Below are 22225 nucleotides of genomic sequence, written 5' to 3'. Positions count from 1 at the left end.
GTGACCGATACGCCCGCTGAGTCCGTCCACGCCCACGCCCCTCACGTCGAGACCGTCGATGTGCTGCTGATCGGCGGCGGGATCATGAGCGCGACGCTCGGGACGCTGCTGCACGAGCTGCAGCCGGATCTCAAGATCGCGGTCTTCGAGCGGCTCAGCGACGTCGCGCTCGAGAGCTCGAACGCATGGAACAACGCCGGCACCGGTCACGCGGCGCTGTGCGAGCTGAACTACATGCCCGAGGGCAAGGACGGGTCGGTCGACCCGTCCAAGGCCATCTCGATCAACGAGCAGTTCCAGCAGAGCCGCCAGCTGTGGTCGTCGCTCGTGGACGCCGGCGTGCTCGACGCCCCGACCACGTTCATCAACTCGACGCCGCACATGACCTTCGTGCGCGGCGAGAAGGACGTCGCGTACCTCAAGAAGCGCTACGAGGCGCTGAAGGACGAGCCCCTCTTCCGGGGCATCGAGTACAGCGAGGACTCGCGCGTCATCAACCAGTGGGCGCCGCTGCTCATGCAGAAGCGCCGCAAGGGCGAGCCGTTCGCGGCGACGCGCATGCCGGCCGGCACCGACGTCGACTTCGGCGCGCTCACGCACCAGCTGTTCGACCGCCTCGCCGACGAGGGTGCGGACGTCCGCACCAACACCGAGGTGCGCCGCCTCAAGCGGCTGGCCGACGGCACGTGGAAGGTCAAGTACCGCCGCACGATCGGCCGCACGCCGGGCGAGATCCGCGCCAAGTTCGTGTTCGTCGGCGCGGGCGGCTGGGCGCTCAAGCTGCTGCAGCGCTCGGGCATCCCCGAGATCTCGGGCTACGGCGTGTTCCCGATCGGCGGCCAGTTCCTCAAGACCTCCGACCCCGCGATCGTCGCGCAGCACCAGGCGAAGGTCTACTCGCAGGCATCGGTCGGCGCCCCGCCCATGTCGGTGCCGCACCTCGACACCCGCATGGTCGACGGCGAGGCGTCGCTGCTGTTCGGTCCGTTCGCGACGTTCAGCCCAAAGTTCCTCAAGACCGGCTCGTGGTTCGACATCGTCGGCCAGGTCCGCTGGGGCAACCTCGGCCCGATGCTGAAGGTGGCGTGGGACAACCCCAGCCTCATCACGTACCTCGTCGGCGAGCTGGTCAAGAACCACCATCGCAAGGTCGACGCGCTGCGCGTGTTCATGCCGACCGCCAAGGACGGGGACTGGACCCTCATCCAGGCCGGCCAGCGCGCCCAGGTCATGAAGAAGGACCCCGAGAAGGGCGGCGTGCTGCAGTTCGGCACCGAGGTCGTCACCGGCGCCGACGGCACGATCGCCGGCCTGCTCGGCGCCTCGCCGGGCGCGTCGACCGCCGTCTCGATCATGCTGGGCCTCGTCAAGACGTGCTTCCCCGACCGCATCGCGGAGTGGGAGCCGCGCCTGCGCGAGCTGATCCCGAGCTACGGCGACACGCTCAACCCGCGCCCCGAGGTCGCGCGCGAGTCGCTGGGCGAGACCGCAGAGACGCTCGCCCTCACGGCCTGACCTGCCGCGCGCTTCGTCGCAGCGCCGGGCGGCGTGGAACCGTGAGAGCGCGGCTCGCTCGCCCCTAGTGTGGGGGCATGCGAGCACGGCTCACCTGGCGCACCCTGCTGACCTGGCGCAACGGGGGCATCGCCATCGCCCTCGTCGCGGTCCTCGCGATCGCGGGCGCCCTCGCGCTCATCCGCACCACCTCGGCGAGCGACAGCGCGGGCGTCGCCGTGCGCACCGGGTCGTCGGGTGCCGCCGCGCTGCGCGTGGCGGGCTCGGTGGACGACTTCTCGTACGACTCGTTCGAGGCCGACTACTGGCTGGGACGGGATGCCGGCGGTCAGAGCGAGCTGTACACGACCGAGACGATCGTCGCGCACTTCCCCGACTTCGATCAGAACAAGGGCATCGTCCGGTGGATCCCCAGAGCCGACTCGGGCATCGCGCATGATCCCCAGGTCCTGGGCGTCACCGATGCCGACGGCGGCCCCGTCTCGTGGTGGACCGAGCAGGACGAGGACTTCGTCTACGTGCTCACCGGCGACGACACGTACGTCCACGGCGCGCAGACCTACGTGATCTCGTACACGATGCGCGACGTGGTGCTGCGGTTCGAAGACACCGCGGCCGACGAGTTCTACTGGGACACCGTGGGCACCGACCATGCGCAGTCGTTCGGCGAGGTGCGTGCGAACGTCCACATCCTCGGGGATGCCGCGGACGCCGTGCTGGCCGACCACGTGTTCTGCTACACCGGGCCCGCGCAGTCCACCGACCGCTGCGACATCCGGCAGGCGGACGCCGCGGCCCCGCCCGACGACGTCGCGGTGTGGGCGCTCGGCCACGGCATCGCCGGCGCGGCCGACACCCGGGCATCGTTCACCGCCGGCGACACCGACCTGGGCCCCGACGAGAACGTGACCGTCGCGATCGGCTTCGAGCTCGGAACGTTCGTGGCGCCGACCCCGCCGCCTCCGCCGCCCTACCCGTGGTGGGAGTGGATCCTCCCCGTGCTGGGTCTGCTCGCGGGCTTCGGCGGACTCGTCTTCGTGATCGTCATGAAGCAGTTCCTGCGCCGCAACCCCGACCGGTCGCCCGTGATCGTGCAGTACACGCCGCCCGTCGACGAGTCGCCGACGCTGTCAGCCGGCGTCCTCGGGGTGCCCGCCAAGGCGCTCGCCGCGCACGTGGTCGACCTCGCCGTGCGCGACAAGGTCGAGATCACGGCATCCGGCGACCGCTCAGATGCGGACGACTTCCATGTCGTCCTCCGCGACGCCGAGGGCCTCGAGCATGACGACCGCCGCATCGTCACGACGCTGTTCGGAAAGGATGCCGCGCCCGGCGATCGCGTCGACCTGGGGGTCTTCGCCCAGAAGCCGCCGGTGCGGGCCGTGACGTACGTGCGACGCATCGAGGACTCGACGGTGGACCGCGGGTATCGCAGTCGAACGCCGGGCTGGGTCGGCGGCATCCGCGGTCTTCTGCAGTTCGGCGGACTGGCGATCGCCGTCATCATGGTCTTCTTCCTCGACGCCGTGCCCTCGGTGCTCACCGACCTCGGATACCTCGGCGGCTGGATCAACTTCTTCTCGATCGCGAGCGCCTTCGGCGCCTTCATCGTGCTGCCGTGGTTCGGACTGCCGAAGACGACGCTGACGCTCGCGGGCGGCCGCCACAAGACGTACCTCGACGGCATCCGCGACTACCTCCGCCTGGCCGAGGAGGACCGCCTGCGCGCCGCGCAGACTCCGCAGACGGCGGACCTGGTGTCGGCCGGCCGTCGTCCCTTCGGCGACGCGCCCAACGCACCGGGGGCCGACGTCGTCAATCTCTACGAGCGCCTGCTGCCGTATGCCGTGCTGTTCGGCATGCAGCGGGAGTGGGTGCGCGTGATCCAGGCTGCCGCACCCGCCGAGGTGCCGGCGACCCGGGTCGCGCTCTTCGACTCGGTCACGTCGAACTCGCTGTCGGACGCGGCGTCCTCGATCGGGCGGCTCGCCGCGACGCCGGTGTCCAGCGGCAGCTCGTCCAGCTCGTCGGGGTCATCGTTCTCCAGCAGCTGGTCGTCATCGGGCGGATCGTTCGGCGGCGGGTTCTCGGGTGGCGGGGGAGGCGGCGGCGGCTTCGGCGGTCGCTGATCCGACTACGCTCGATCCGTGGCCAAGCTCTACTTCCGTTACGGCGCGATGAACTCCGGCAAGTCGACGTCGCTCCTCCAGGCCGCGTACAACTACGAGGAGCGCGGTCAGCACGTGCTGCTGGCGAAGCCCGCCATCGACACGAAGGGCGCCGACCAGATCGACAGCCGGCTCGGCGTCAAGCGCACCGTCGACTTCCTGGTGCGTCCCGACGACGATATCCGTGCCCTGTTCGCGGAGCATCGCGCGCGGGTCAGAGCCGAGGCCGCCGACACCCTCGTGCCCGAGTCGCTCGAGCACGAGGTCGATGTCGCCTGCTTCCTCATCGACGAGGCGCAGTTCCTCACCCGGGAGCAGGTGGACGACCTGCTGCGCATCGTCGTGTTCGACGGGGTGCCGGTGCTCGCCTACGGCATCCGCACTGACTTCCAGACGCAGGCGTTTCCTGGGTCGGCCCGGCTGCTTGAGCTGGCCCACAGCCTCGAAGAGCTCAAGACGATCTGCCGCTGCGGTCGCAAGGCGCTGTTCAACGCGCGGCTCGTCGGTGGCCGGTTCGTCTTCGACGGCGACCAGGTCGCCATCGACGAGCTGACAGCTGACCGCATCACGTACGAGTCGCTCTGCGCGGAGGACTATCTCCGCGCCTCGGGCGGGCGCCTGGAGTAGGCGGTCAGGCGGTCTCGGGCGCCTCGCCCCGTCGACGACGGGGGAGCGGGATCAGCATCGACGTGGTGCGCTGGTACTCGCGGTAGGCGGGGTACTTCGCCGACGAGATCGACTCGGTGAACACCGTCGACCCGATGAACAGCACGCTCAGCAGCACCGCGCCCACGATCGTCCAGTTGAGCCAGCTGCCGCCGTCGGCCACGAGGGCGACGGCGCCGATCGCGTAGAAGGCCCACCACTGCGCCTGCTCGAAGAAGAAGTTGGGGTGGCGGCTGTGGGCGAAGAGCCCTGTCGTGAGGAACCTGGGCGCCAGCGTGCCGCCGGCGGCCTTCTTCGCCTGGTGGAACCGCCACTGCTGCTGATCGGCGACGGCCTCGCCGATCAGGAACGCGGCGAACAGCGCCGAGAAGACGGCATCCCATCCGGTGAACGGCGAGGGATGCTGCCACGCGATGTACGCGGGCAGGGCGATGAGCACCAGCAGGCCGCTCTGGAACAGGACGATGAAGAACAGGTTGAACAGCTGGAACTGCCACCGTGTCATGCGGCCCCGCAGGATCGCCCACCGGTAGTCCTCCATGCCGGTGTAGCCGCCCTTGCGCGCGAAGTTGAAGGTGAGGCGCGCGCCCCACGCCGTCACGAGGACCGCCATCACGACCAGACGGGTCGCGTCGAGGCCGGCGATGAGCGCGGCCGCCGCGAAGATCCACACGTAGATCACCGGGACGATCGACCACAGCCGGTCGATCCACGAGGTCTCGTTCGTCACGAGCGAGGTGATCCAGCAGAAGGCCGCTGCGACGCCCGCGACGATGAGCACGAGGAGGAGGGGATCCATGACGTCAGGCTAGCGCGCCGCGGGGACATCTGGCGTCACGCGGGTTGCCTGTGGTCGGACCACACGTTATCGTGGTCTGACCACACGGCGCGGACGCCGTGTCCTGAGCATGGATGAGGAGATCCGTGACCGGAACCCCCACCCCACCCGCCGCGCGCGCCTGGCGCGTCGTGCTCGAGCGGATCGAGACCGACCTGCTCGACGGCAGGCTGCGTCCCGGCGACCGTCTGCCTCCCGAGCGCGAGCTGTCGGCCACGCTCGGCGTCGGGCGCTCCAGCGTGCGCGAAGCGCTGCGCGTGCTCGAGGTGATGGGGCTGATCCGCACCGGCACCGGCTCGGGGCCGACCTCCGGCGCGATCATCATCGCCACGCCCCAAGGTGGCATGTCGGCGCTGCTGCGGCTCCAGGTGGCCGCTCAGGGCTTCCCGTTCGACGACGTCGTCGCCACGCGGCTGGTGCTCGAATCCGCCGTGGTCGACGCCCTCGCCGCGGACCCGGCCCGTGAAGTCGGCTCGGCCCGCGACATCGTCGCGGCGATGGATGCCGACGACCTCACCGCCCCCGAGTTCCTCGCCCTCGACGCGCAGCTGCACCTCGCGCTCGCCGAGGCGTCCGGCAACGTCGTGATCGCCGCGATGATGGCGGGTCTTCGCACCGCCATCGAGTCGTACGTGCAGGCCGGCGCCGCCGGCATCGCCGACTGGGATGCCGCGGCCGCACGCCTGCGCCACGAGCACCACGCGATCCTCGACGCCGTGGATGCGGGCGACGGCGCCCGCGCACGCACCCTCGTCCACGATCACATCGCCGGCTACTACGAGGCCGCAGGACTCGCTCCCGTGGCCGCCGGCATCCATCTCCCCACGAACCCCTGACCGAACGAGAGGTCCCCATGGTCACCCGCCAATTCCCCAAGCCTGCCGAGCTGCTCGAGCTGATGCAGTTCAAGAAGCCCGAGCTCGACGCGCGCAAGCGCCGCCTCGACGCCGCGCTCACGATCTACGACCTGCGCACCATCGCCAAGCGCCGCACGCCCAAGGCCGCGTTCGACTACACCGACGGCGCCGCCGAGGGCGAGCTGTCGCTGGCCCGCGCCCGTCAGGCGTTCGAGGACGTGGAGTTCCACCCCGACGTCCTCCGCCCCGCCGAGAGCGTCGACATGTCCACCGAGATCCTCGGCGGTCCGTCGGCCATGCCGTTCGGCATCGCGCCCACGGGCTTCACGCGCCTCATGCAGACCGAGGGCGAGACCGCCGGTGCCGGCGCGGCCGGTGCCGCCGGCATCCCGTTCACCCTCTCGACGCTCGGCACCACCTCGATCGAGGGTGTGAAGGCGGCGAACCCGAACGGCCGCAACTGGTTCCAGCTGTATGTCATGCGCGACCGCGAGATCTCGTACGCGCTTGCGCGCCGCGCCGCCGAGGCAGGCTTCGACACGCTGCAGTTCACGGTCGACACGCCGGTCGCCGGCGCCCGCCTGCGCGACAAGCGCAACGGCTTCTCGATCCCGCCGCAGCTGACGCTCGGCACGATCGTCAACGCGATCCCGCGGCCGTGGTGGTGGTACGACTTCCTCACCACGCCGAAGCTCGAGTTCGCGTCGCTGTCGACCACCGGCGGCACCGTCGGCGAGCTGCTGGACGCCGCCATGGACCCGACGATCAGCTACGACGACCTCGCGATCATCCGCGACATCTGGCCCGGCAAGATCGTCGTCAAGGGCGTGCAGAACGTCGCCGACTCGAAGCGGCTCATCGATGCGGGCGTCGACGGCATCATCCTGTCGAACCACGGCGGGCGTCAGCTCGACCGGGCGCCGATCCCGTTCCGGCTGCTGCCCGAGGTGGTCCGCGAGGTCGGCAAGGACGCGACGGTCATGGTCGACACCGGCATCATGAACGGCGCCGACATCGTCGCCTCGATCGCACTCGGCGCGAAGTTCACCCTCATCGGCCGCGCGTACCTGTACGGCCTGATGGCCGGCGGACGCCAGGGTGTCGACCGCACGATCGCGATCCTGCGCAGCGAGATCGAGCGCACCATGAAGCTCCTGGGCGTCTCGTCGATCGCCGAGCTCGAGCCGCGCCACGTCACGCAGCTGCAGCGTCTCGTGCCCGTGGCCGCGCCCGTCGTCGCGGCGGCTTCGGCCGCGTCGGCGCCGCGCGCTGCGCGATCGACTGTCGCGAAGGGGGATGCCGCAGCCTCCCGTCCCGCGAAGCCCGCCGCCGCGCGCGCCAAGGCCTGACGGACGCGCGTCCTCGCGGTCGCACGGAGACAGCCGTGTGACCTCCTGGTCGTTGAGCGAGCGGAGCGAGTCGAAACGTCGCAGCCCGCCCGTCGGAGCCGGCCACTTCCGCGACGTTGGCGAGCGGGGCTGGCTTCTCGAGGGCGTCCCACCGCGTTTCGTCTTCGCTCGTTCCTCGCTCCGCTCAACGACCCGGGAGGTCCTGGTCGTCGAGCGAGCGAGGAACGTGCGTCGTCAGACGCGGACGGGAAGCGTGGGGATGAGCGACTCGAGGTAGCCGACGGTGTCCTCCCAGCCGTCGACAGCGTGGCACCGCACGCCCATCGCGAGGACCGGGTAGTCGTTGCCGTCGGGATCGAGACGGTCGCCCACGAACAGCATGTCGTCGAGGCTGATGCCGGTCTGCTCGGCGAGCTGACGCATGCCGTAGGCCTTGTCGATGCCGCGCTCGGTGATGTCGACCGAGGTCGATCCGCCGGAGCGGACCTCGAGGTCGGGGAGGAGGGCGGCGACGGCGGCGCGCAACGCGCTCTTCTTCTCGCCGGTCGGGTCCCAGGCCGACTTCGCGGCGACGGGGGCCCGCTGGCCGAGGGCGGAGAAGGTGATCTGCGAGCCGCGGTCCTCGAGGATGTCGCCCCAGGTCTCGGCCTCCCACAGCCCGAGGCGGCGCGCCTCGCCCTCGACGGCGGCCAGGGCGCGCGACTTCTCGTCGTCGGTCAATGACCGCTGGTAGACCGTCACGACGGCGTCGGGCGACAGCCGGTAGTACTGCGTGCCGCATGTGGGAAGCAGGTGCAGCCGGGCGCGGACGTCGGCTGTGGCATCCGGAAGCCGGTCGACGACCTGCGTCGTGAACTGCGCGAGCTGCCCGCCCGAGATGATCGCGACGTCGACGCGCCGGGCCAGGGCGATGAGCAGCTCGCCCATGCGAGCGTCGATCGGGCTCTTCGACGGCGCGAGGGTGTCGTCGAGATCGAAGGCGACCAGACGGGGAGCGACAGCGTCGGTCACGATCTCGCTCCTTTCATGAAAGAGGCCCCGCCTTCCGGCGGAGCCTCTTTGTGGTCGGGGTGACAGGATTTGAACCTGCGGCCTCTTCGTCCCGAACGAAGCGCGCTACCAAGCTGCGCCACACCCCGTTTTGCAACCCTCCGAGTCTAACCGATCGTCAGGGGTGCTGTTGACCACGCCGGGGGATCAGCGTGAGAAGTGAGGCCTCGGGACGGCACGCGAAGCGCACCGGGGCGTAGATCGAATGGCCGAGTCCGGCGCTCACGTTGAGCGGCACGGCGTGCCCCAGGTGGGTCCACTCGCTCAGTCCACGGGCCTGCTTCAGCGGGATGTCGCAGTTGGCGACGAGTGCGCCGAAGCCCGGCACGCGCACCTGCCCGCCGTGCGTGTGGCCTGCGAAGATCGCGTCCGCGCCGAGGTCGACGAAGTCGTCCAGCACGCGACGGTAGGGCGCGTGGGTCACGCCGAGCATCACGTCCGGCTCCGATGCCCGCAGTCCCGCCACGAGGTCGGGGAGCACCTCCAGCCGATCCCACCCGCGGTGGGCATCGCTCACGCCGAACGCGCCGATGCGCAGGCCACCGGCATCCACCGATCCGGTGCGGTTGTTGAGGTCGAGCCACCCCAGTTCGTCGGTGAGGTAGCGGTCGAGGGCCTGGGTGTCCAGCGGCTCCCACGTCGGCTCCGCCTTGGACGGCCCGAGGAAGTACTTGAACGGGTTGCGCGGCGACGGCGACGCATGGTCGTTCGACCCGTGGACGAACAGGCCCGGGATGCCGCGCAGCGGGTCGAAGGCGGCGCGGAGCCCTCGCAGCCCGTCGTCGTGGCCCATGTTGTCGCCGGTGTTGACGATCAGGTCGGGCTGCAGCTCGGCGAGAGCCGCGATCCAGCGCTGCTTGCGGTGCTGCCACGGCGCCATGTGGGCGTCGGACAGATGCAGCACGCGGATGGGCGCCGCGCCTGCGGGCAGCACCGGCACCTCGTGGAAGCGGACGGTGAACAGGTAGCGCTCGATGCCGATTCCCCAGATCGCGGCGCCTGCGCCGACCGCCCCCACCGTGCCGAGCACGGTGAGGGCGGTGCGAGTGGATGCTGCCGGCACTAGCCGTTGCCGCCGCCGTTGTTCCCGCGACCCCCGCCGCCACCACCGCAGTCGGAGGCGGTGTAGTCGACGCTGATCGAGGCGTTGCGGTCCGCGACGGCGTTCGCCGCCGGATTCGTGCCCGTGGCTCGGGGATCCTTGGACCCGTCCTTGGTCGGCGTGCACTGGCCGTCGTTGACGTTGCCGAAGCCGGCCGCGCGCAGCGCCCGCTTGGCGTCGTCGAGCGAGCGACCCGACACGTCGGGCACCGAGATGCCCTTGCCGTTGCTGGGGCTGATCGTGACAGTGGTGCCGCCCGCGACCTTGCCGGCCTCGGGGCTCTGCGCGCCGACGGTGCCCGCAGGCTGGTTCGAGGCCGTCTCAGAGCCCACCTCGACGGTGAAGCCGGCGTCCTCCAGCTGTGCCTGAGCATCCTGCATCGACATGCCGAGCACGTTGGGAAGGTCGATCAGCTGAACCTTCGTGAGCGCGTCATCGGGAGCCGCGAAGTTCTCGGCGGGGTAGGCCTCGTTCGCGGCGCGCTGCACGTCCTTCGCGACGGCATAGCGCACCGTCGACAGTTGCGTGCGGCCGTTGTACGTCTTGAAGACGTCGCCGCCGCCCTGCACGTTGCCGACCCAGGTCGCCGACGCGACGCGTGTGCTGGACTCGACCATCCAGGTCTGGAGCTCTTCGTGGGTTCCCGTCTTTCCGATGAGCTGGGTCCCGTCGTACGGGTTCCCGCCGCTGCCGGTGCCGCCGTTCATGACGCCAGCGAGGGCGTAGGCGGCGGTGGCGGCGACATTGGGAGCGATCACCGGCGTGCACGTCCGCTCCGGCCGGGGCAGGTCGACGCCCTTGGAGTCGGTGACGCGGTCGATCGCCTGCGGCTGGCAGTACGTGCCGTTGTTGGCGACGGTGCCGTACGCACCGGCTACCGCGAGGGGCGAAACGTTGTTGGTGCCGATGATGGAGTTGAGGTCGTTCATCTTGACCTCTTTGCCGTTGGGGAGCGTGACCCCCATGCGGGTCGCGACGTTCTTGATGTCGCACAGGTCGAGCTTCTCGGCCATCGCGAAGTACCCGGTGTTGAGCGACTCCTTGGTGAATCGCATCGGTGTGCCGATGTAGCCCTTCGCCTTGTTGAAGTTGTTGATCAGCGTGTTGCCGCCGTTGACCCAGTCGTGGGGCTCACCGCCGAAGTCGCTGTTGCAGCTGTTCTTGAGGCGCTTGAACACGTGCAGCGTGCCATTGAGCGTCTCGTTGACGGAGTGCCCCTTCTCGAGCCAGTCGATGAGGGTGAACAGCTTGAAGGTCGATCCGACGGGCGCACCGCTGGAGGTTCCGAACTGCTCGTTGCCGGCATAGACGAGCGACGAGTACCCGGGGGTGCTCGCATAGGCGGCATCTTCACTGAAGATCGTGTTCTGCGCGATCGAGAGGATCCGTCCGGTCGATGCTTCGACGCTGGTCGACGCAGCACCGAAGACGCCCGGCTGACCTGCGAAGTCCGGATTCGTGCTCTGCCGCAACTCGATGGTGGCCGGCGCGTTCGCGGCCATCGACTGCTGCGCTGCCGCCTGCACGCGAGGGTCGAGCGTCGTGTACACGTTCAGCCCGCCCCGATCCAGCAGCTGCCGCCGGTCCTCGGCCGTCTCGCCGAAGGCGGGGTCGTGCAGGATGACGTCCTTCACGTACTGGCAGAAATACTCCATGCCCACCGCTTTGACGCATCCGGTCTGCGCATCGACCACGTTCGGCGTGATGGGCCAGACCGCGGCCTCGACGTACTGCTCGTGGGTGATCTTGCCGTCGTCGAGCATGCGGCTGAGCACGTACAGCTGACGCACCTTGGTCGAGGTGTAGCCGTCTGCAGCGGCGAACCTCTGCTCCTCGGTGATCTCGCCGGACTTCACGAGGTTGTCGAGGGCGACGAGGTTGGCGCCCTCGTCGATCACGCCGTCCGGCGCCTTGTTGAAGCTCGTGGTGCCGTCCTGGCTCCAGATGGAGCCGAGCGGCTTGTCGATGCGGTAGTTGTTCGGGTTCTGCACCATGCCGGCGAGTGTGGCGGCCTGGGCGACGGTCAGATTCGCCGCGGTGGTGCCGAAGTACTGTCGCGCCGCCGACTCGATGCCGTACGTGACGCCGCCCCAGTTGGCGATGTTCATGTAGCCGAGCAGGATGTCGTTCTTCGAGTACTTCTGCTCCAGCGAGATGGCGTAGCGCATCTCCTGCAGCTTGCGCGTGTAGCCCTCGGGGCCTTCGGCGGTCGTGGCGTCCGTCCAGCAGTCGAGGAGCGCCTTCTCGCGACTGACCTTGACGACCGGGTTCCCCTTGTCGTCGAGGACGGTGTTGCCATCCTTGTCGACTTCATACTCGGTCTTCGCGTCCTGCTCGCACTTCTGGATCAGGACGTTCTTGACGTACTGCTGGCTGATCGACGAGGCGCCCTGCGTCTCAGCGCCGCCCTTGGCGTTGGAGAGGAGGGCGCGCGCGGTGCCGATGAGGTCGATGCCGCCGTGCTGGTAGTAGCGGGGGTCTTCACTCGACAGCAGCGCGTCGTACATGACCGGCGCGATCTGGTCGAACTCGACCTGGGTGCGGTCCTGCTCGAGGAACTTCGTCATCAGCGCCGGCTGACCGGTGTTCGGATCGGTGTAGTAGAAGTTGCTGGGGAGCATGAGCTGGTCGATCTCGAGGACGCTCGGAAGGTTGTCGAACATCGTGATCGCGCGCTCTGCCGCGGTGCTCGTGATCGCGACCGCGGGGGTGACGGTCGCGGCGATGAGGACACCGGCTGCGGCACTGAGTCCGACGAGTCCGGCGAGTCCGCCGAGCACGCCGGTGGCCGTGCGTTTGGTATCAGGCATAGGCTTGATCGTAGGGGAGATACCTGGGCGATCCATCAAGGACTCTCAGCCCGCAAAGGGGTTTCCCAGCCTTCACCAGCCGTCTGTTCCCGCACACTCGAGGAGTCGCGATGACGACGTGGGAGTACCTCACCACGCCCCTTCTGATCCACAACACCGCCGCCATCCTCAACAACTGGGGCAAGCAGGGCTGGGAGCTCGTCCAGATCGTCCCCGGCCCCGAGGGCGGGCTGGTCGCATACTTCAAGCGCCCCTCCGGCGGCGGGCAGCAGAACGCCGGACTGGATGCCGCAGCCCAGGCCGCCCGCCAGTTCGAGGGGGAGTGACAGTGGCCGTCAGCGATCGCCTCGCCGAGCTCGGCATCGAGCTTCCGTCCGTCGTGCCGCCGGTGGCCGCGTACGTTCCCGCAAAGGCGCATGGCGACCTCGTCTACACCGCCGGCCAGCTGCCGATGGTGGCCGGTGCGCTGCCGGCCACCGGCAAGGTCGGTGACGGTCACGGGCTCGTGCCCGCCGACGACGCCAAGGCCTACGCGCGTCAGAGCGCCCTCAACGCGATCGCCGCGGCTGCCGCGGCTGTCGGCGGTGTCGACCGCCTCACGGGCGTGCTCAAGGTCACCGGCTTCGTCGCCTCGGTGCCCGAGTTCACCGGTCAGCCTGGCGTCATCAATGGGGCGAGCGAGGTGCTCGGCGAGATCTTCGGCGACACCGGCCGCCACGCGCGCTCGGCGGTGGGCGTCCCCGTTCTGCCGCTGGACGCCCCCGTCGAGGTCGAGGTCGTCTTCTCGTTCGCCTGAGCCTCCGCTCGTCAGGAACGACAGAGGGGATGCCGCAGCCCGAGGCTGCGGCATCCCCTCTTCTCGTCCTTACTTGACCTGCGCCGAGATCACCGACATCACGGCGGTGTCGGCGAGCGTCGTGGTGTCGCCGACCTCGCGGCCCTCGGCGACGTCGCGGAGCAGACGGCGCATGATCTTGCCCGAGCGGGTCTTGGGCAGTTCGCCGACGATGTAGACGTCGCGGGGGCGGGCGATCGGGCCGATCTGCTCGCCGACCCACAGGCGCAGGCCCTGCGCCAGGCCGTCGGGGGAGTGGGCGTCGAGGTAAGACTGCTTGATGATCACGAAGGCCACGACCGCCTGGCCGGTGGTTTCGTCGGAGGCGCCGACGACGGCGGCTTCGGCGACCGCCTCGTTGCCGACGAGCGCAGACTCGATCTCGGTGGTCGACAGCCGGTGGCCCGACACGTTCATGACGTCGTCCACGCGGCCGAGGAACCACACGTCGCCGTCGTCGTCGAGGCGGGCGCCGTCGCCGGCGAAGTAGAAGCCCTGTTTCTGGAACTTCTCCCAGTACGTTTCGACGAAACGCTCCGGGTCGCCCCAGATGCCGCGGAGCATCGACGGCCACGGCTCGGTGATCACGAGCAGGCCGCCATTGCCGTTGCCGACATGCGTACCGTCCTCGTCGACGACGTCGATCGAGATGCCGGGGAGCGGCACCTGCGCCGAACCGGGCTTGGTCTCGGTGACGCCGGGAAGCGCCGACACCATGATCGCGCCGGTCTCGGTCTGCCACCACGTGTCGACGATCGGCGCGGTCTTGCCGCCGATGATCTCGCGGTACCACATCCACGCCTCGGGGTTGATGGGCTCGCCCACCGAGCCGAGCAGGCGCAGCGACGACAGGTCGAACTGCTTCGGGATCGCGCGGCCGAGCTTCATGAACGAGCGGATCGCGGTCGGCGCCGTGTACAGCACGGTGACACCGTACTTCTGCACGATCTCCCACCAGCGGCCGGGGTGCGGGGCATCCGGGGTCCCCTCGTACATCACCTGGGTCGCGCCGTTCGCGAGCGGGCCGTACGTGACGTAGCTGTGGCCGGTGATCCAGCCGATGTCGGCGGTGCACCAGAACACGTCGGTCTCGGGGTGGATGTCGTGCACGACCTTGTTCGTGAACGTCGCCTGCGTGAGGTAGCCACCCGAGGTGTGGAGGATGCCCTTGGGCTTCCCGGTGGTGCCCGACGTGTAGAGGATGAAGAGCGGGTTCTCGGCGGGGAACGCCTGAGCCTCGTGGTCGGCGGATGCCGCGGGGACGACGTCGTGCCACCACAGGTCACGGCCGTCGGCCCAGTCGACCTCGTTGTCGCCACGCTTGACAACGAGCACATGCTCGACGGTCTCCTGCACGCCGGTGCCGCGGTCGGCGAGCGCCATGTCGACGGCGGGCTTCAGGGGCGAGACCTTGCCCTTGCGGTAGCCCCCGTCGGCGGTGATGACGAGTTTGGCGCCGGCGTCGTCGATGCGGGCGCGCAGGCTGTCGGCGGAGAAGCCGCCGAAGACGACGGAGTGGATCGCGCCGATGCGCGCGACGGCGAGCATCGAGGCGACAGCCTCGGGGATCATCGGCAGGTAGATCGCGACGCGGTCGCCCGCGCCGACGCCCAGGCCCTCGAGCACGTTGGCGACGCGCTTGACCTCGTCGGTCAGCTCCGCATAGGTGACGCGGCGCTCGTCGCCGGGCTCGCCCTCCCACAGCAGTGCGACACGGTCGCCGTTGCCGGCCTCGACGTGACGGTCGAGGCAGTTGTAGGCGACGTTGAGCTCGCCGTCGGCGAACCACTTCGCGAACGGCGGGTTCGACCAGTCCAGCACCTCGGTGAAGGGCTTGTGCCAGTGCAGCTCACGCGCCTGGTCGGCCCAGAAGCCCTCGCGGTCGGCCTTCGCACGGTCGTAGAGGTCCGCGGTGGCGACGGCGTTCGCGGCGAACTCGGACGAGGGAGCGAAACGCCGATCCTCGGTGAGCAGGTGGTCGATCTGGCTGCTGCCGGCGTGCGTGATCGGGTTCTGTTCGCTCATGTGAGCGCGCTCCTTTGCGGGCTTGAGGAAGGCCGAGGGATGTCGGCGAGTCTGCCAGGAAATGTACCCACGGCGCCTCCAGACGACTACCCCCGATAGTAGGTGGCCCGGCCGACACGCGACACGACCGATATATCAGTGAGAATCCTCTCCTTTTCGTTTTGTTCGGACCCTTACCTCGCCTATGCTGACCGTTGGCCGAACATTCGATTCTGGCATTGCGGCACCCGACGTCACCCCCCGAATTCGGGTCCGCGCACGGCGGCATCCCATTCCCCCCATGGGATGCCGCCTTCACTCGTCTGGGAGCGGTTCCGCGCCGGGTGCTCCTTCCTCCCCAGCCACGGCATCGGTGCGCTCCTCCACCGATGCGCTGCCCCGGCCCATGACGCTGCCCGAGGGCTCCTAGCGTCGGACCCATGGCCACGCCGTTCACCGTCGCACCCCGTCCGGGAGCCGCGGTCGTGCGGCCTCCGGGCGGACGAATGGATGCCGGCATCCCGGCGCTCCCCGAGCCGGCTGTCGAGCCGCGCCCCCGGCAGGAACCGGCGCCGCTGGTCGGCGGTGTCGCGTGGGTGCCGCGGTCCGGTGCGCCGGCCGATGCCGAGGCGTCGCGTGCTCCGGCCGGCACCGGACGTGAACACGCGGTGCCGACGGTCGAGCCGGGGGAGCGGCATCCCTCGCTCGCCCCGTTCGCTGCCTACCTCGACGACCCTGCCGTCACCGATCTCTTCGTCAACGGCGCGGCAGGGCTGTTCGTCGACCGCGGGGCCGGCGTCGCGCCGGCGCGCGAGTGGCGGGCGACCGAGGACGAGGTGCGTGACCTCGCGGTGTCGCTCATCGGTCATGGCGGACGACACATCGACGATGCGTCGCCCTGTGTGGATGTGCGGCTGGAGGGCGGCATCCGCGTGCACGCCGTCCTGCCGCCGATCGCGCCCGGCGGCACCGCGATCTCGATCCGCGTCCCGCGGATGGCCGACCCGACCCTGGACGAACTCGGCCGGAACGGCATGTTCGACGCGGCGACGCGGCGGCGGCTCGACGAGGCGATCGAGCGCCGCGCCAACCTGCTGGTGTCGGGGGCCGCGGGCGCCGGCAAGACGACCCTGCTCGCGGCGATGCTCAGCCGGGCGCCGGCGTATGAGCGGGTCGTCACGATCGAGGACGTCGCAGAGCTGCGCATCGCGCATCCGCACCATGTGCGCCTCGAGGCACGGCAGCCGAACCTCGAGGGTGCGGGCGGCATCGGGCTGGCCCGACTGGTGCGCGAGGCGCTGCGGATGCGCCCCGATCGCCTCGTCGTGGGCGAATGCCGCGGCGACGAGGTGCGCGAACTGCTGTCGGCGCTCAACACCGGCCACGACGGCGGTGCCGGCACCGTGCACGCCAACAGTCTTCTCGACGTCCCGGCGCGACTGGAGGCCCTCGGCGCGCTGGCCGGGCTCGACGATCGGGCGCTGGCCCGGCAGGTCGCGAGCGCGATCGACCTCGTCGTGCACGTCGAGCGCGGCGCGGACGGCGTCCGCCGCATCGCGGCGATCGGGTGTCCGGTGATCGACGCGGCGGGGCGGCTCGCGATGGACACGGACGCGGGGAGCATCTCGTGACCGCTGTGCTGCGGCGCCTCCGCTCTCGGCGGGCGACCCCGGAGGCCGAGACGGAGGCGGCCGCCGCGACAGTGCTGCAGCTGGCTGTGCTGCTGCAGGCCGGCGTCGCCCCGGCGCGGGCATGGGAGCATCTTGCCGGGGTGGGCGACTCTGCGGCGGCGCGGGTCGTCACGGCGACCGCCCACGACATGCCGCTGCCGGCCGCCATCGCCGCGGTCGGATCCGACGCCTGGCGAGAGGTCGCGGTCGCGTATCAGGTGGCCTCGACCGTCGGAGCGCCGCTGGCTGCATGCCTGCGCGGACTGGCCACCGCCCTGAGCGATGCGCAGGAGGCCGCCGACGACGTGCGGGTGGCCCTGGCAGAGCCGGCCGGCACCGCCCGCTTGATGGGCTGGCTGCCGCTCCTCGCGGTCGCGCTCGGCGCAGCGCTGGGATTCGACACGTTCGGCACCCTGTTCGGGTCGCCGCTGGGCATCGCGTGCCTGGCTGCCGGCGGCATCCTCATCGTCGTCGCGCAGCGCTGGACGGCGCGACTGGTCCGCTCCGCGTCCGACGCGGCGGGAGTGCCCGGACTCGAGGCCGAGCTGGTCGCGATCGCGCTGAGCGGTGGCGTCTCGATCGACCGCGCCCTGGCCGTCGTCGCCGACGCCGGTGCCCTGCGCACGCCGGGCAGACAGAACGCGGCGCCCGCACCGCACGACGACGTCGCATCCGTGCTGTCGCTCTCGCGCTCGGCCGGGGTGCCCGCGGTCGAACTGCTGCGGGCCTGCGCGGCCCACGCCCGCCACCGTGCGCGCGTCGACGGCAGGCTGCGCGCGGCGAAGCTCTCCTCGCGCCTGCTCGTGCCGCTCGGCGTGTGCACGCTGCCCGCGTTCCTGCTGCTCGGCGTCGCCCCGATGCTGCTGGGCGTCATGTCGACGATGTCGCTGTCGCTCTGAAGACCGTGCCCACCACGACGTGCCCGCGAACACAGAACCGAACGAACGGAGTACCCATGTCCTCTCGACACCCCTCGACCCTTCCCCGCCTCACGCGGCGTCGCGCTGAACGCCTCTTCCGGCGGCGGACTGCGGAGGGCGCGCTGGCCGACGACGCCGGCGCCGCGACGGCCGAGTACGCGATCGCGACCATGGCCGCGGTGGCCTTCGCCGGCCTGCTGGTGGTCATCATGCGCTCCGACGAAGTGCGCGGCATCCTGACGGATCTCGTGCGCCGAGCCCTCACCGTCGCATGATCCACGCGCGACTCGGCGGCGGCCGGCGCCGGCGATCTGCGGACGATCGAGGCTCCGTCGTCGCCGAGTTCGCGATCGCCCTTCCGGCTGTCGCCGTCGTGCTGGCCGTCGGTGTGGGGGCGCTCGCCGGGGCGTCGCGTCAGGTGCGTCTGCAGGATGCCGTCGCGGATGCCGCACGCCTGAGCGCGCGGGGCGAGCAGTCGTCGCGCGTCACCGGGGCCGTGACCGCGGCGGTGGCCGAGGCATCCGTCGACATCTCTTCGCAGGGGGAGCTCGTCTGCGTCACCGCCTCGGCGCCCGCACTGCTCGGACTGCGCGTGAGTGCGACCGGCTGCGCGTTGGCGGGCGGGCTGTGAGCCCGCTCCGGCGCGACGGCGCCGTGTGTGCCGAGGGCGACCGCTGATGGCCGGCTCGATCGCGGCGGTGGGCGTCGTGGCGGGCGCCGCGATCCTCGCCGTCGGACTCGCCGCTGCGGGATCCGCGTCGGTCGTCGGACAACGGCTGGCGTCGTCCGCCGACGCCGGCGCGCTCGCCGCCGCGGACGCCGCATCGGGGGCGGTGGGCGGCATCCCGTGCGAACGTGCGGCCGAGGTCGCGGCCACTTTCGGTGCTCGCGTCGACGCGTGCGCACTGGACGGGCTGATCGCCACCGTGACCGTCGCCATCCGGTTCGGCCCCGTCGCCGCGCAGGCCACCGCCCGTGCCGGCCCGCCGCCGTGATCCGTCGCTCACAGTCCGCTCATGGATAACTGGCGTGTATGGTTTGCGTCGAAGAAAGGACGCCCCCGTTGGCAGAAGGCAAGAAGCTCGTCATCGTCGAGTCACCGACGAAGATGAAGTCGATCCAGGGGTACCTCGGCGATGGCTACGAGGTGCTCAGCTCGGTCGGGCACATCCGCGACCTGGCAGACAAGAAGAGCATCCCCGCCGACAAGAAGGAGGCGTACGGGAAGTACTCGATCGACATCGACAACGGCTTCGACCCCTACTACGTCGAGAGCGAGCGCGGCAAGAAGACCGTCGCCGAACTCAAGCGCGCGCTGAAGGGGGCGGACGAGCTCCTGCTCGCCACCGATGAAGACCGCGAGGGCGAGGCCATCGCGTGGCACCTGCTGCAGACGCTCAAGCCCAAGGTCCCGGTCAAGCGCATGGTGTTCCACGAGATCACCAAGGACGCGATCCAGGCCGCCGTCGGCAACACGCGCGAGCTCGACCTCGCACTGGTCGACGCGCAGGAGACCCGTCGCATCCTCGACCGCCTGTACGGCTGGGACGTCAGCCCGGTGCTCTGGTACAAGGTCCAGCAGGGCACGTCCGCCGGGCGCGTGCAGTCCGCCGCGACGCGCATGGTCGTCGACCGCGAGCGCGAGCGCATGGCGTTCGTATCGGCGTCGTACTGGGACATCGAGGCGCTCGCCGCGCCCAACCGCCCGCAGGGCCTCGACGAGTCCTTCTCGACCCGCCTCGCGCGCGTCGACGGCGCGGTCCTCGCCCGCGGCACCGACTTCGACGACCGCGGTGAGCTGAAGAAGGCGGTGCTGGTCCTCGACGAGGCCCAGGTGCGCGAGCTCGCTGCGGCCATCGAGGCGGCGGCAGAGGCATCCGTCACCGCTCTGGAGTCCAAGCCCGGAACCCGCAGCCCCAAGCCCCCGTTCACGACCTCGACGCTCCAGCAGGAGGCGGGACGCAAGCTCTCGATGAGCGCCAAGCACGCCATGGGCGTCGCGCAGCGACTGTACGAGAAGGGGTTCATCACCTATATGCGCACCGACTCGACCGCGCTGTCGACGCAGGCGGTCCAGGCCGCGCGCGAGCAGGCGGTCACGCTCTACGGCGCGCAGTCGGTGCCCCTCAACCCCCGCACGTACCGCAACAACAGCAAGAACGCACAGGAGGCGCACGAGGCGATCCGCCCGTCGGGCGAGACGTTCCGCACCCCGTCGACGGTGTCGGGCGAGCTCGACCGCGACGAGCTGCGCCTGTACGACCTCATCTGGAAGCGCACGATGGCCAGCCAGATGGCCGACGCCAAGTACGAGACGACGACCGTGACCCTCGAGGTCACGGCGGGCGGCCGCCGCGCCGAGTTCACCGCATCCGGCACCGTCTACACCTTCAAGGGCTTCCTTGAGGCGTACGAAGAAGGCCGCGACGAGAAGCGCAGCGACGCCGACAAGTCCGACGACCAGTCGCTGCCCGCGATGGCCGTGGGCGACGTGCTGCGGCTGCGCGAGGTCGAGCCCAAGGGTCACTCGACGAGCCCGAAGCCCCGCTACACCGAGGCGTCGCTGGTGAAGGCTCTCGAAGAGAAGGGCATCGGACGCCCCTCGACGTTCGCGAGTATCATCGACGTCATCATCAACCGGGGCTACGTCACCAAGCGCGGTCAGGCGCTCATTCCGAGCTGGCTGGCGTTCAGCGTCGTCCGTCTGCTCGAGCAGCACTTCGCCGATCTCGTGGACTACGACTTCACCGCTGCGCTGGAGGACGACCTCGACGCCATCGCGCGCGGCGAGCAGAAGCGCCAGGACTGGCTGCAGGAGTTCTACTTCGGCTCGACCGATCACGTGGGCCTGCGCAACATCGTCGACAACCTGGGCGAGATCGATGCGCGTGCGCTGAACTCGACCCCCATCGGCGATGTGGCGACGCTGCGGTTCGGAAAGTACGGCCCGTACCTCGAGGTGCCCGATGCTGCCGACCCGGCCGGTGAGCCGCGCCGGGTGAACATCCCTGAAGACCTCGCACCCGACGAGCTCACGCCCGCGAAGGCGCAGGAGCTCATCGACGCCCCCGTCGCCGGCGACCGCGTGCTGGGGGAGAACCCCGCGAACGGCAAGCTCGTCGTGGTCAAGGACGGCCGCTTCGGCCCCTATGTGCAGGAGGCCGACCCGCCCGCAGCGGAGGAGGTCGACGAGGCGACCGGCGAGGTCGTGGTCGTCGAGCAGGAGCCCGCGCCGAAGAAGCGGGGTGCCAAGAAAGAGGTCGCGCCCAAGCCACGCACCGCGTCGCTTTTCAAGTCGATGTCGGTCGACACGATCGACCTCGACACGGCGCTGAAGCTCCTCGATCTGCCGCGCACCGTCGGCATCGATCCCGATACCGAAGCCCCGATCACGGCGCAGAACGGCCGCTACGGCCCGTACCTCAAGAAGGGTACGGACTCGCGCACGCTGCAGAGCGAGCAGCAGATCTTCGACATCACGCTCGAAGAGGCCCTGGCCGTCTACGCGCAGCCGAAGTACGGCGCCCGCGGGGCGAGCTCGGCGCTGAAGGAGTTCGAGGCCGACCCGACCAGCGGCAAGCCGATCAAGCTCAAGGACGGCCGCTTCGGCCCGTACGTCACCGACGGTGAGACGAACGCCACGATCCCGCGCGGCGAGGACGCGATGGAGGTCACGTTCGAGCGCGCCGTGCAGCTGCTCGCCGACAAGCGCGCGAAGGGACCCGCCAAGCGTCCCGCCGCGCGACGCACCACGACGCGCAAGCCCGCGGCGAAGAAGTGAGTGCGGCAGGTCTGTTCATCACCCTCGAGGGCGGCGACGGCGTCGGCAAGACGACGCAGTCGGCGCTCCTCGAGGAGTGGCTGAAGGATGCCGGGCGCACCGTCGTGCGCACGCGCGAGCCGGGCGGCACAGAGGTGGGGATCCTCATCCGCGACATCGTGCTGCACCACCGCGGCGAGGTGTCGCCGCGGGCCGAGGCGCTGCTGTACGCCGCGGACCGCGCCCACCACATCGAGACGCTCGTGCGGCCGGCGCTCGCGCGCGGCGAGGTCGTCATCCAGGACCGCTACCTCGACTCGTCCGTCGCCTATCAGGGTGCGGGACGCGTGCTCGGTCGCGACGAGGTGCGCGAGCTGTCGCTCTGGGCGACCGGGGGCCTGCTGCCCGACCTCACGGTGCTGCTCGACCTGGACCCGGTCGTCGCGCGGGCCCGCCTCGACGCGGACGACAAGCCCTTCGACCGCCTCGAGGCCGAGAAGGAGAACTTCCACGCGCGGGTGCGCGAGGAGTTCCTCGCCCTCGCGGCGGCGGAGCCCGGGCGGTTCCTGGTGCTGGACGCGTCGCGCCCCGCGGACGAGCTCGCCGCGGACGTGCGGGCGCGCGTCGAGAACCTGCTCGGCTGACGGCGCCGTCGGGGACCCGGGAGGCGCCGGGAGACGA

The 22225-nt window shown here is 70.2% G+C and carries 19 protein-coding genes and 1 tRNA gene; 14 read left to right on the top strand and 6 right to left on the bottom strand.

Features of this window, described 5'->3' with window-relative positions; genetic code table 11:
* The 3 genes from ABEA46_RS16575 (at position 1) to ABEA46_RS16565 (ending at position 4310) form a co-directional block, all read left to right on the top strand.
* The gene (locus ABEA46_RS16575) at positions 1–1515 is read left to right on the top strand and encodes a malate:quinone oxidoreductase (protein WP_345546010.1); all 1515 of its coding nucleotides are present in this window, start codon (positions 1–3) and stop codon (positions 1513–1515) included.
* A gap of 77 nt (positions 1516–1592) precedes the next feature.
* Entirely contained in the window at positions 1593–3644 is a 2052-nt protein-coding gene (locus ABEA46_RS16570; protein WP_345546008.1) for a DUF2207 domain-containing protein, read from the top strand.
* A gap of 18 nt (positions 3645–3662) precedes the next feature.
* Positions 3663–4310 carry a thymidine kinase gene (locus ABEA46_RS16565; protein ID WP_345546006.1) on the top strand — a complete coding sequence of 216 codons (648 nt, stop codon included), beginning with the start codon at positions 3663–3665 and terminating at the stop codon, positions 4308–4310.
* A 4-nt stretch (positions 4311–4314) separates the two neighbouring features.
* On the opposite strand, the gene ABEA46_RS16560 is transcribed toward ABEA46_RS16565, so the two are convergent.
* Positions 4315–5148 (bottom strand): DUF1295 domain-containing protein, encoded by an 834-nt coding sequence (locus tag ABEA46_RS16560; protein WP_345546005.1) that lies wholly within the window; start codon positions 5146–5148, stop codon positions 4315–4317.
* A 125-nt stretch (positions 5149–5273) separates the two neighbouring features.
* On the opposite strand from ABEA46_RS16560, the gene ABEA46_RS16555 reads away from it, so the two are divergent.
* Both ABEA46_RS16555 and ABEA46_RS16550 read left to right on the top strand, forming a co-directional pair.
* Complete coding sequence (locus tag ABEA46_RS16555) at positions 5274–6023, top strand: FadR/GntR family transcriptional regulator (RefSeq protein WP_345546003.1); 750 nt, start codon at positions 5274–5276, stop codon at positions 6021–6023.
* A gap of 17 nt (positions 6024–6040) precedes the next feature.
* On the top strand, positions 6041–7393 hold the full coding sequence (locus ABEA46_RS16550) for an alpha-hydroxy acid oxidase (RefSeq protein WP_345546001.1): 1353 nt from the start codon (positions 6041–6043) through the stop codon (positions 7391–7393).
* A gap of 234 nt (positions 7394–7627) precedes the next feature.
* On the opposite strand, the gene ABEA46_RS16545 is transcribed toward ABEA46_RS16550, so the two are convergent.
* The 4 genes from ABEA46_RS16545 to ABEA46_RS16530 all read right to left on the bottom strand — a co-directional run bounded on the left by ABEA46_RS16545 (position 7628) and on the right by ABEA46_RS16530 (position 12355).
* Positions 7628–8404, bottom strand: a complete 777-nt coding sequence (locus ABEA46_RS16545; protein ID WP_345545999.1) for an HAD-IIB family hydrolase — start codon at positions 8402–8404, stop codon at positions 7628–7630.
* 51 nt (positions 8405–8455) lie between these two features.
* Positions 8456–8532 (bottom strand) — tRNA-Pro (locus tag ABEA46_RS16540).
* Positions 8533–8561: 29 nt separating this feature from the next.
* Positions 8562–9506, bottom strand: a complete 945-nt coding sequence (locus tag ABEA46_RS16535) for a metallophosphoesterase (RefSeq protein ID WP_345545997.1) — start codon at positions 9504–9506, stop codon at positions 8562–8564.
* Positions 9506–12355, bottom strand: coding sequence for a transglycosylase domain-containing protein (locus ABEA46_RS16530; RefSeq protein WP_345545996.1), 2850 nt, complete (start codon positions 12353–12355; stop codon positions 9506–9508). The genes ABEA46_RS16535 and ABEA46_RS16530 overlap by 1 nt, the downstream gene beginning before the upstream one ends.
* A gap of 110 nt (positions 12356–12465) precedes the next feature.
* Between ABEA46_RS16530 and sp36 the strand changes: the two genes are divergently transcribed.
* Positions 12466–12681: a Sp36 family protein gene (sp36, locus tag ABEA46_RS16525; RefSeq protein WP_141893777.1), complete on the top strand. Its 216-nt coding sequence runs from the start codon at positions 12466–12468 to the stop codon at positions 12679–12681.
* Positions 12682–12683: 2 nt separating this feature from the next.
* Positions 12684–13151: a RidA family protein gene (locus ABEA46_RS16520; RefSeq protein WP_345545993.1), complete on the top strand. Its 468-nt coding sequence runs from the start codon at positions 12684–12686 to the stop codon at positions 13149–13151.
* 69 nt (positions 13152–13220) lie between these two features.
* Here the strand turns inward: ABEA46_RS16520 and acs are convergent, their stop codons facing one another.
* Positions 13221–15215, bottom strand: a complete 1995-nt coding sequence (acs, locus tag ABEA46_RS16515; RefSeq protein WP_345545991.1) for an acetate--CoA ligase — start codon at positions 15213–15215, stop codon at positions 13221–13223.
* Positions 15216–15634: 419 nt separating this feature from the next.
* Between acs and ABEA46_RS16510 the strand changes: the two genes are divergently transcribed.
* From ABEA46_RS16510 to tmk, 7 genes are all read left to right on the top strand, one after another.
* Positions 15635–16825, top strand: a complete 1191-nt coding sequence (locus tag ABEA46_RS16510; RefSeq protein ID WP_345545989.1) for a TadA family conjugal transfer-associated ATPase — start codon at positions 15635–15637, stop codon at positions 16823–16825.
* On the top strand, positions 16822–17763 hold the full coding sequence (locus ABEA46_RS16505) for a type II secretion system F family protein (RefSeq protein WP_345545987.1): 942 nt from the start codon (positions 16822–16824) through the stop codon (positions 17761–17763). Before ABEA46_RS16510 ends, ABEA46_RS16505 begins: the two co-directional genes overlap by 4 nt.
* Before the next feature lie 56 nt (positions 17764–17819).
* The gene (locus tag ABEA46_RS16500) at positions 17820–18059 is read left to right on the top strand and encodes a DUF4244 domain-containing protein (RefSeq protein ID WP_345545986.1); all 240 of its coding nucleotides are present in this window, start codon (positions 17820–17822) and stop codon (positions 18057–18059) included.
* Positions 18056–18415, top strand: a complete 360-nt coding sequence (locus ABEA46_RS16495) for a TadE family type IV pilus minor pilin (RefSeq protein ID WP_345545985.1) — start codon at positions 18056–18058, stop codon at positions 18413–18415. Before ABEA46_RS16500 ends, ABEA46_RS16495 begins: the two co-directional genes overlap by 4 nt.
* Positions 18416–18461: 46 nt before the next feature.
* On the top strand, positions 18462–18779 hold the full coding sequence (locus ABEA46_RS16490) for a helicase (RefSeq protein ID WP_345545982.1): 318 nt from the start codon (positions 18462–18464) through the stop codon (positions 18777–18779).
* A gap of 68 nt (positions 18780–18847) precedes the next feature.
* Positions 18848–21565, top strand: a complete 2718-nt coding sequence (gene topA, locus ABEA46_RS16485; RefSeq protein WP_345545981.1) for a type I DNA topoisomerase — start codon at positions 18848–18850, stop codon at positions 21563–21565.
* Complete coding sequence (gene tmk / locus ABEA46_RS16480) at positions 21562–22188, top strand: dTMP kinase (protein WP_345545979.1); 627 nt, start codon at positions 21562–21564, stop codon at positions 22186–22188. The genes topA and tmk overlap by 4 nt, the downstream gene beginning before the upstream one ends.
* Positions 22189–22225 lie beyond the last annotated feature (37 nt).

The organism is Microbacterium jejuense (assembly GCF_039544225.1).
GTDB classification, from domain to species: domain Bacteria; phylum Actinomycetota; class Actinomycetes; order Actinomycetales; family Microbacteriaceae; genus Microbacterium; species Microbacterium jejuense.
The sequence above is the reverse complement of the archived record's forward strand: the minus strand, read 5'-3'. Positions and strand labels throughout refer to the sequence as shown.

Bases quoted from the DNA above. Each gene is read 5' to 3' on its own strand.
- ABEA46_RS16570 (WP_345546008.1), top strand. From the start codon at position 1,593: ATGCGAGCACGGCTCACCTGGCGCACCCTGCTGACCTGGCGCAACGGG.
- ABEA46_RS16560 (WP_345546005.1), bottom strand. From the start codon at position 5,148: ATGGATCCCCTCCTCCTCGTGCTCATCGTCGCGGGCGTCGCAGCGGCC.
- ABEA46_RS16550 (WP_345546001.1), top strand. From the start codon at position 6,041: ATGGTCACCCGCCAATTCCCCAAGCCTGCCGAGCTGCTCGAGCTGATG.
- ABEA46_RS16530 (WP_345545996.1), bottom strand. From the start codon at position 12,355: ATGCCTGATACCAAACGCACGGCCACCGGCGTGCTCGGCGGACTCGCC.
- sp36 (WP_141893777.1), top strand. From the start codon at position 12,466: ATGACGACGTGGGAGTACCTCACCACGCCCCTTCTGATCCACAACACC.
- acs (WP_345545991.1), bottom strand. From the start codon at position 15,215: ATGAGCGAACAGAACCCGATCACGCACGCCGGCAGCAGCCAGATCGAC.
- ABEA46_RS16510 (WP_345545989.1), top strand. From the start codon at position 15,635: ATGGCCACGCCGTTCACCGTCGCACCCCGTCCGGGAGCCGCGGTCGTG.
- ABEA46_RS16500 (WP_345545986.1), top strand. From the start codon at position 17,820: ATGTCCTCTCGACACCCCTCGACCCTTCCCCGCCTCACGCGGCGTCGC.
- ABEA46_RS16495 (WP_345545985.1), top strand. From the start codon at position 18,056: ATGATCCACGCGCGACTCGGCGGCGGCCGGCGCCGGCGATCTGCGGAC.
- ABEA46_RS16490 (WP_345545982.1), top strand. From the start codon at position 18,462: ATGGCCGGCTCGATCGCGGCGGTGGGCGTCGTGGCGGGCGCCGCGATC.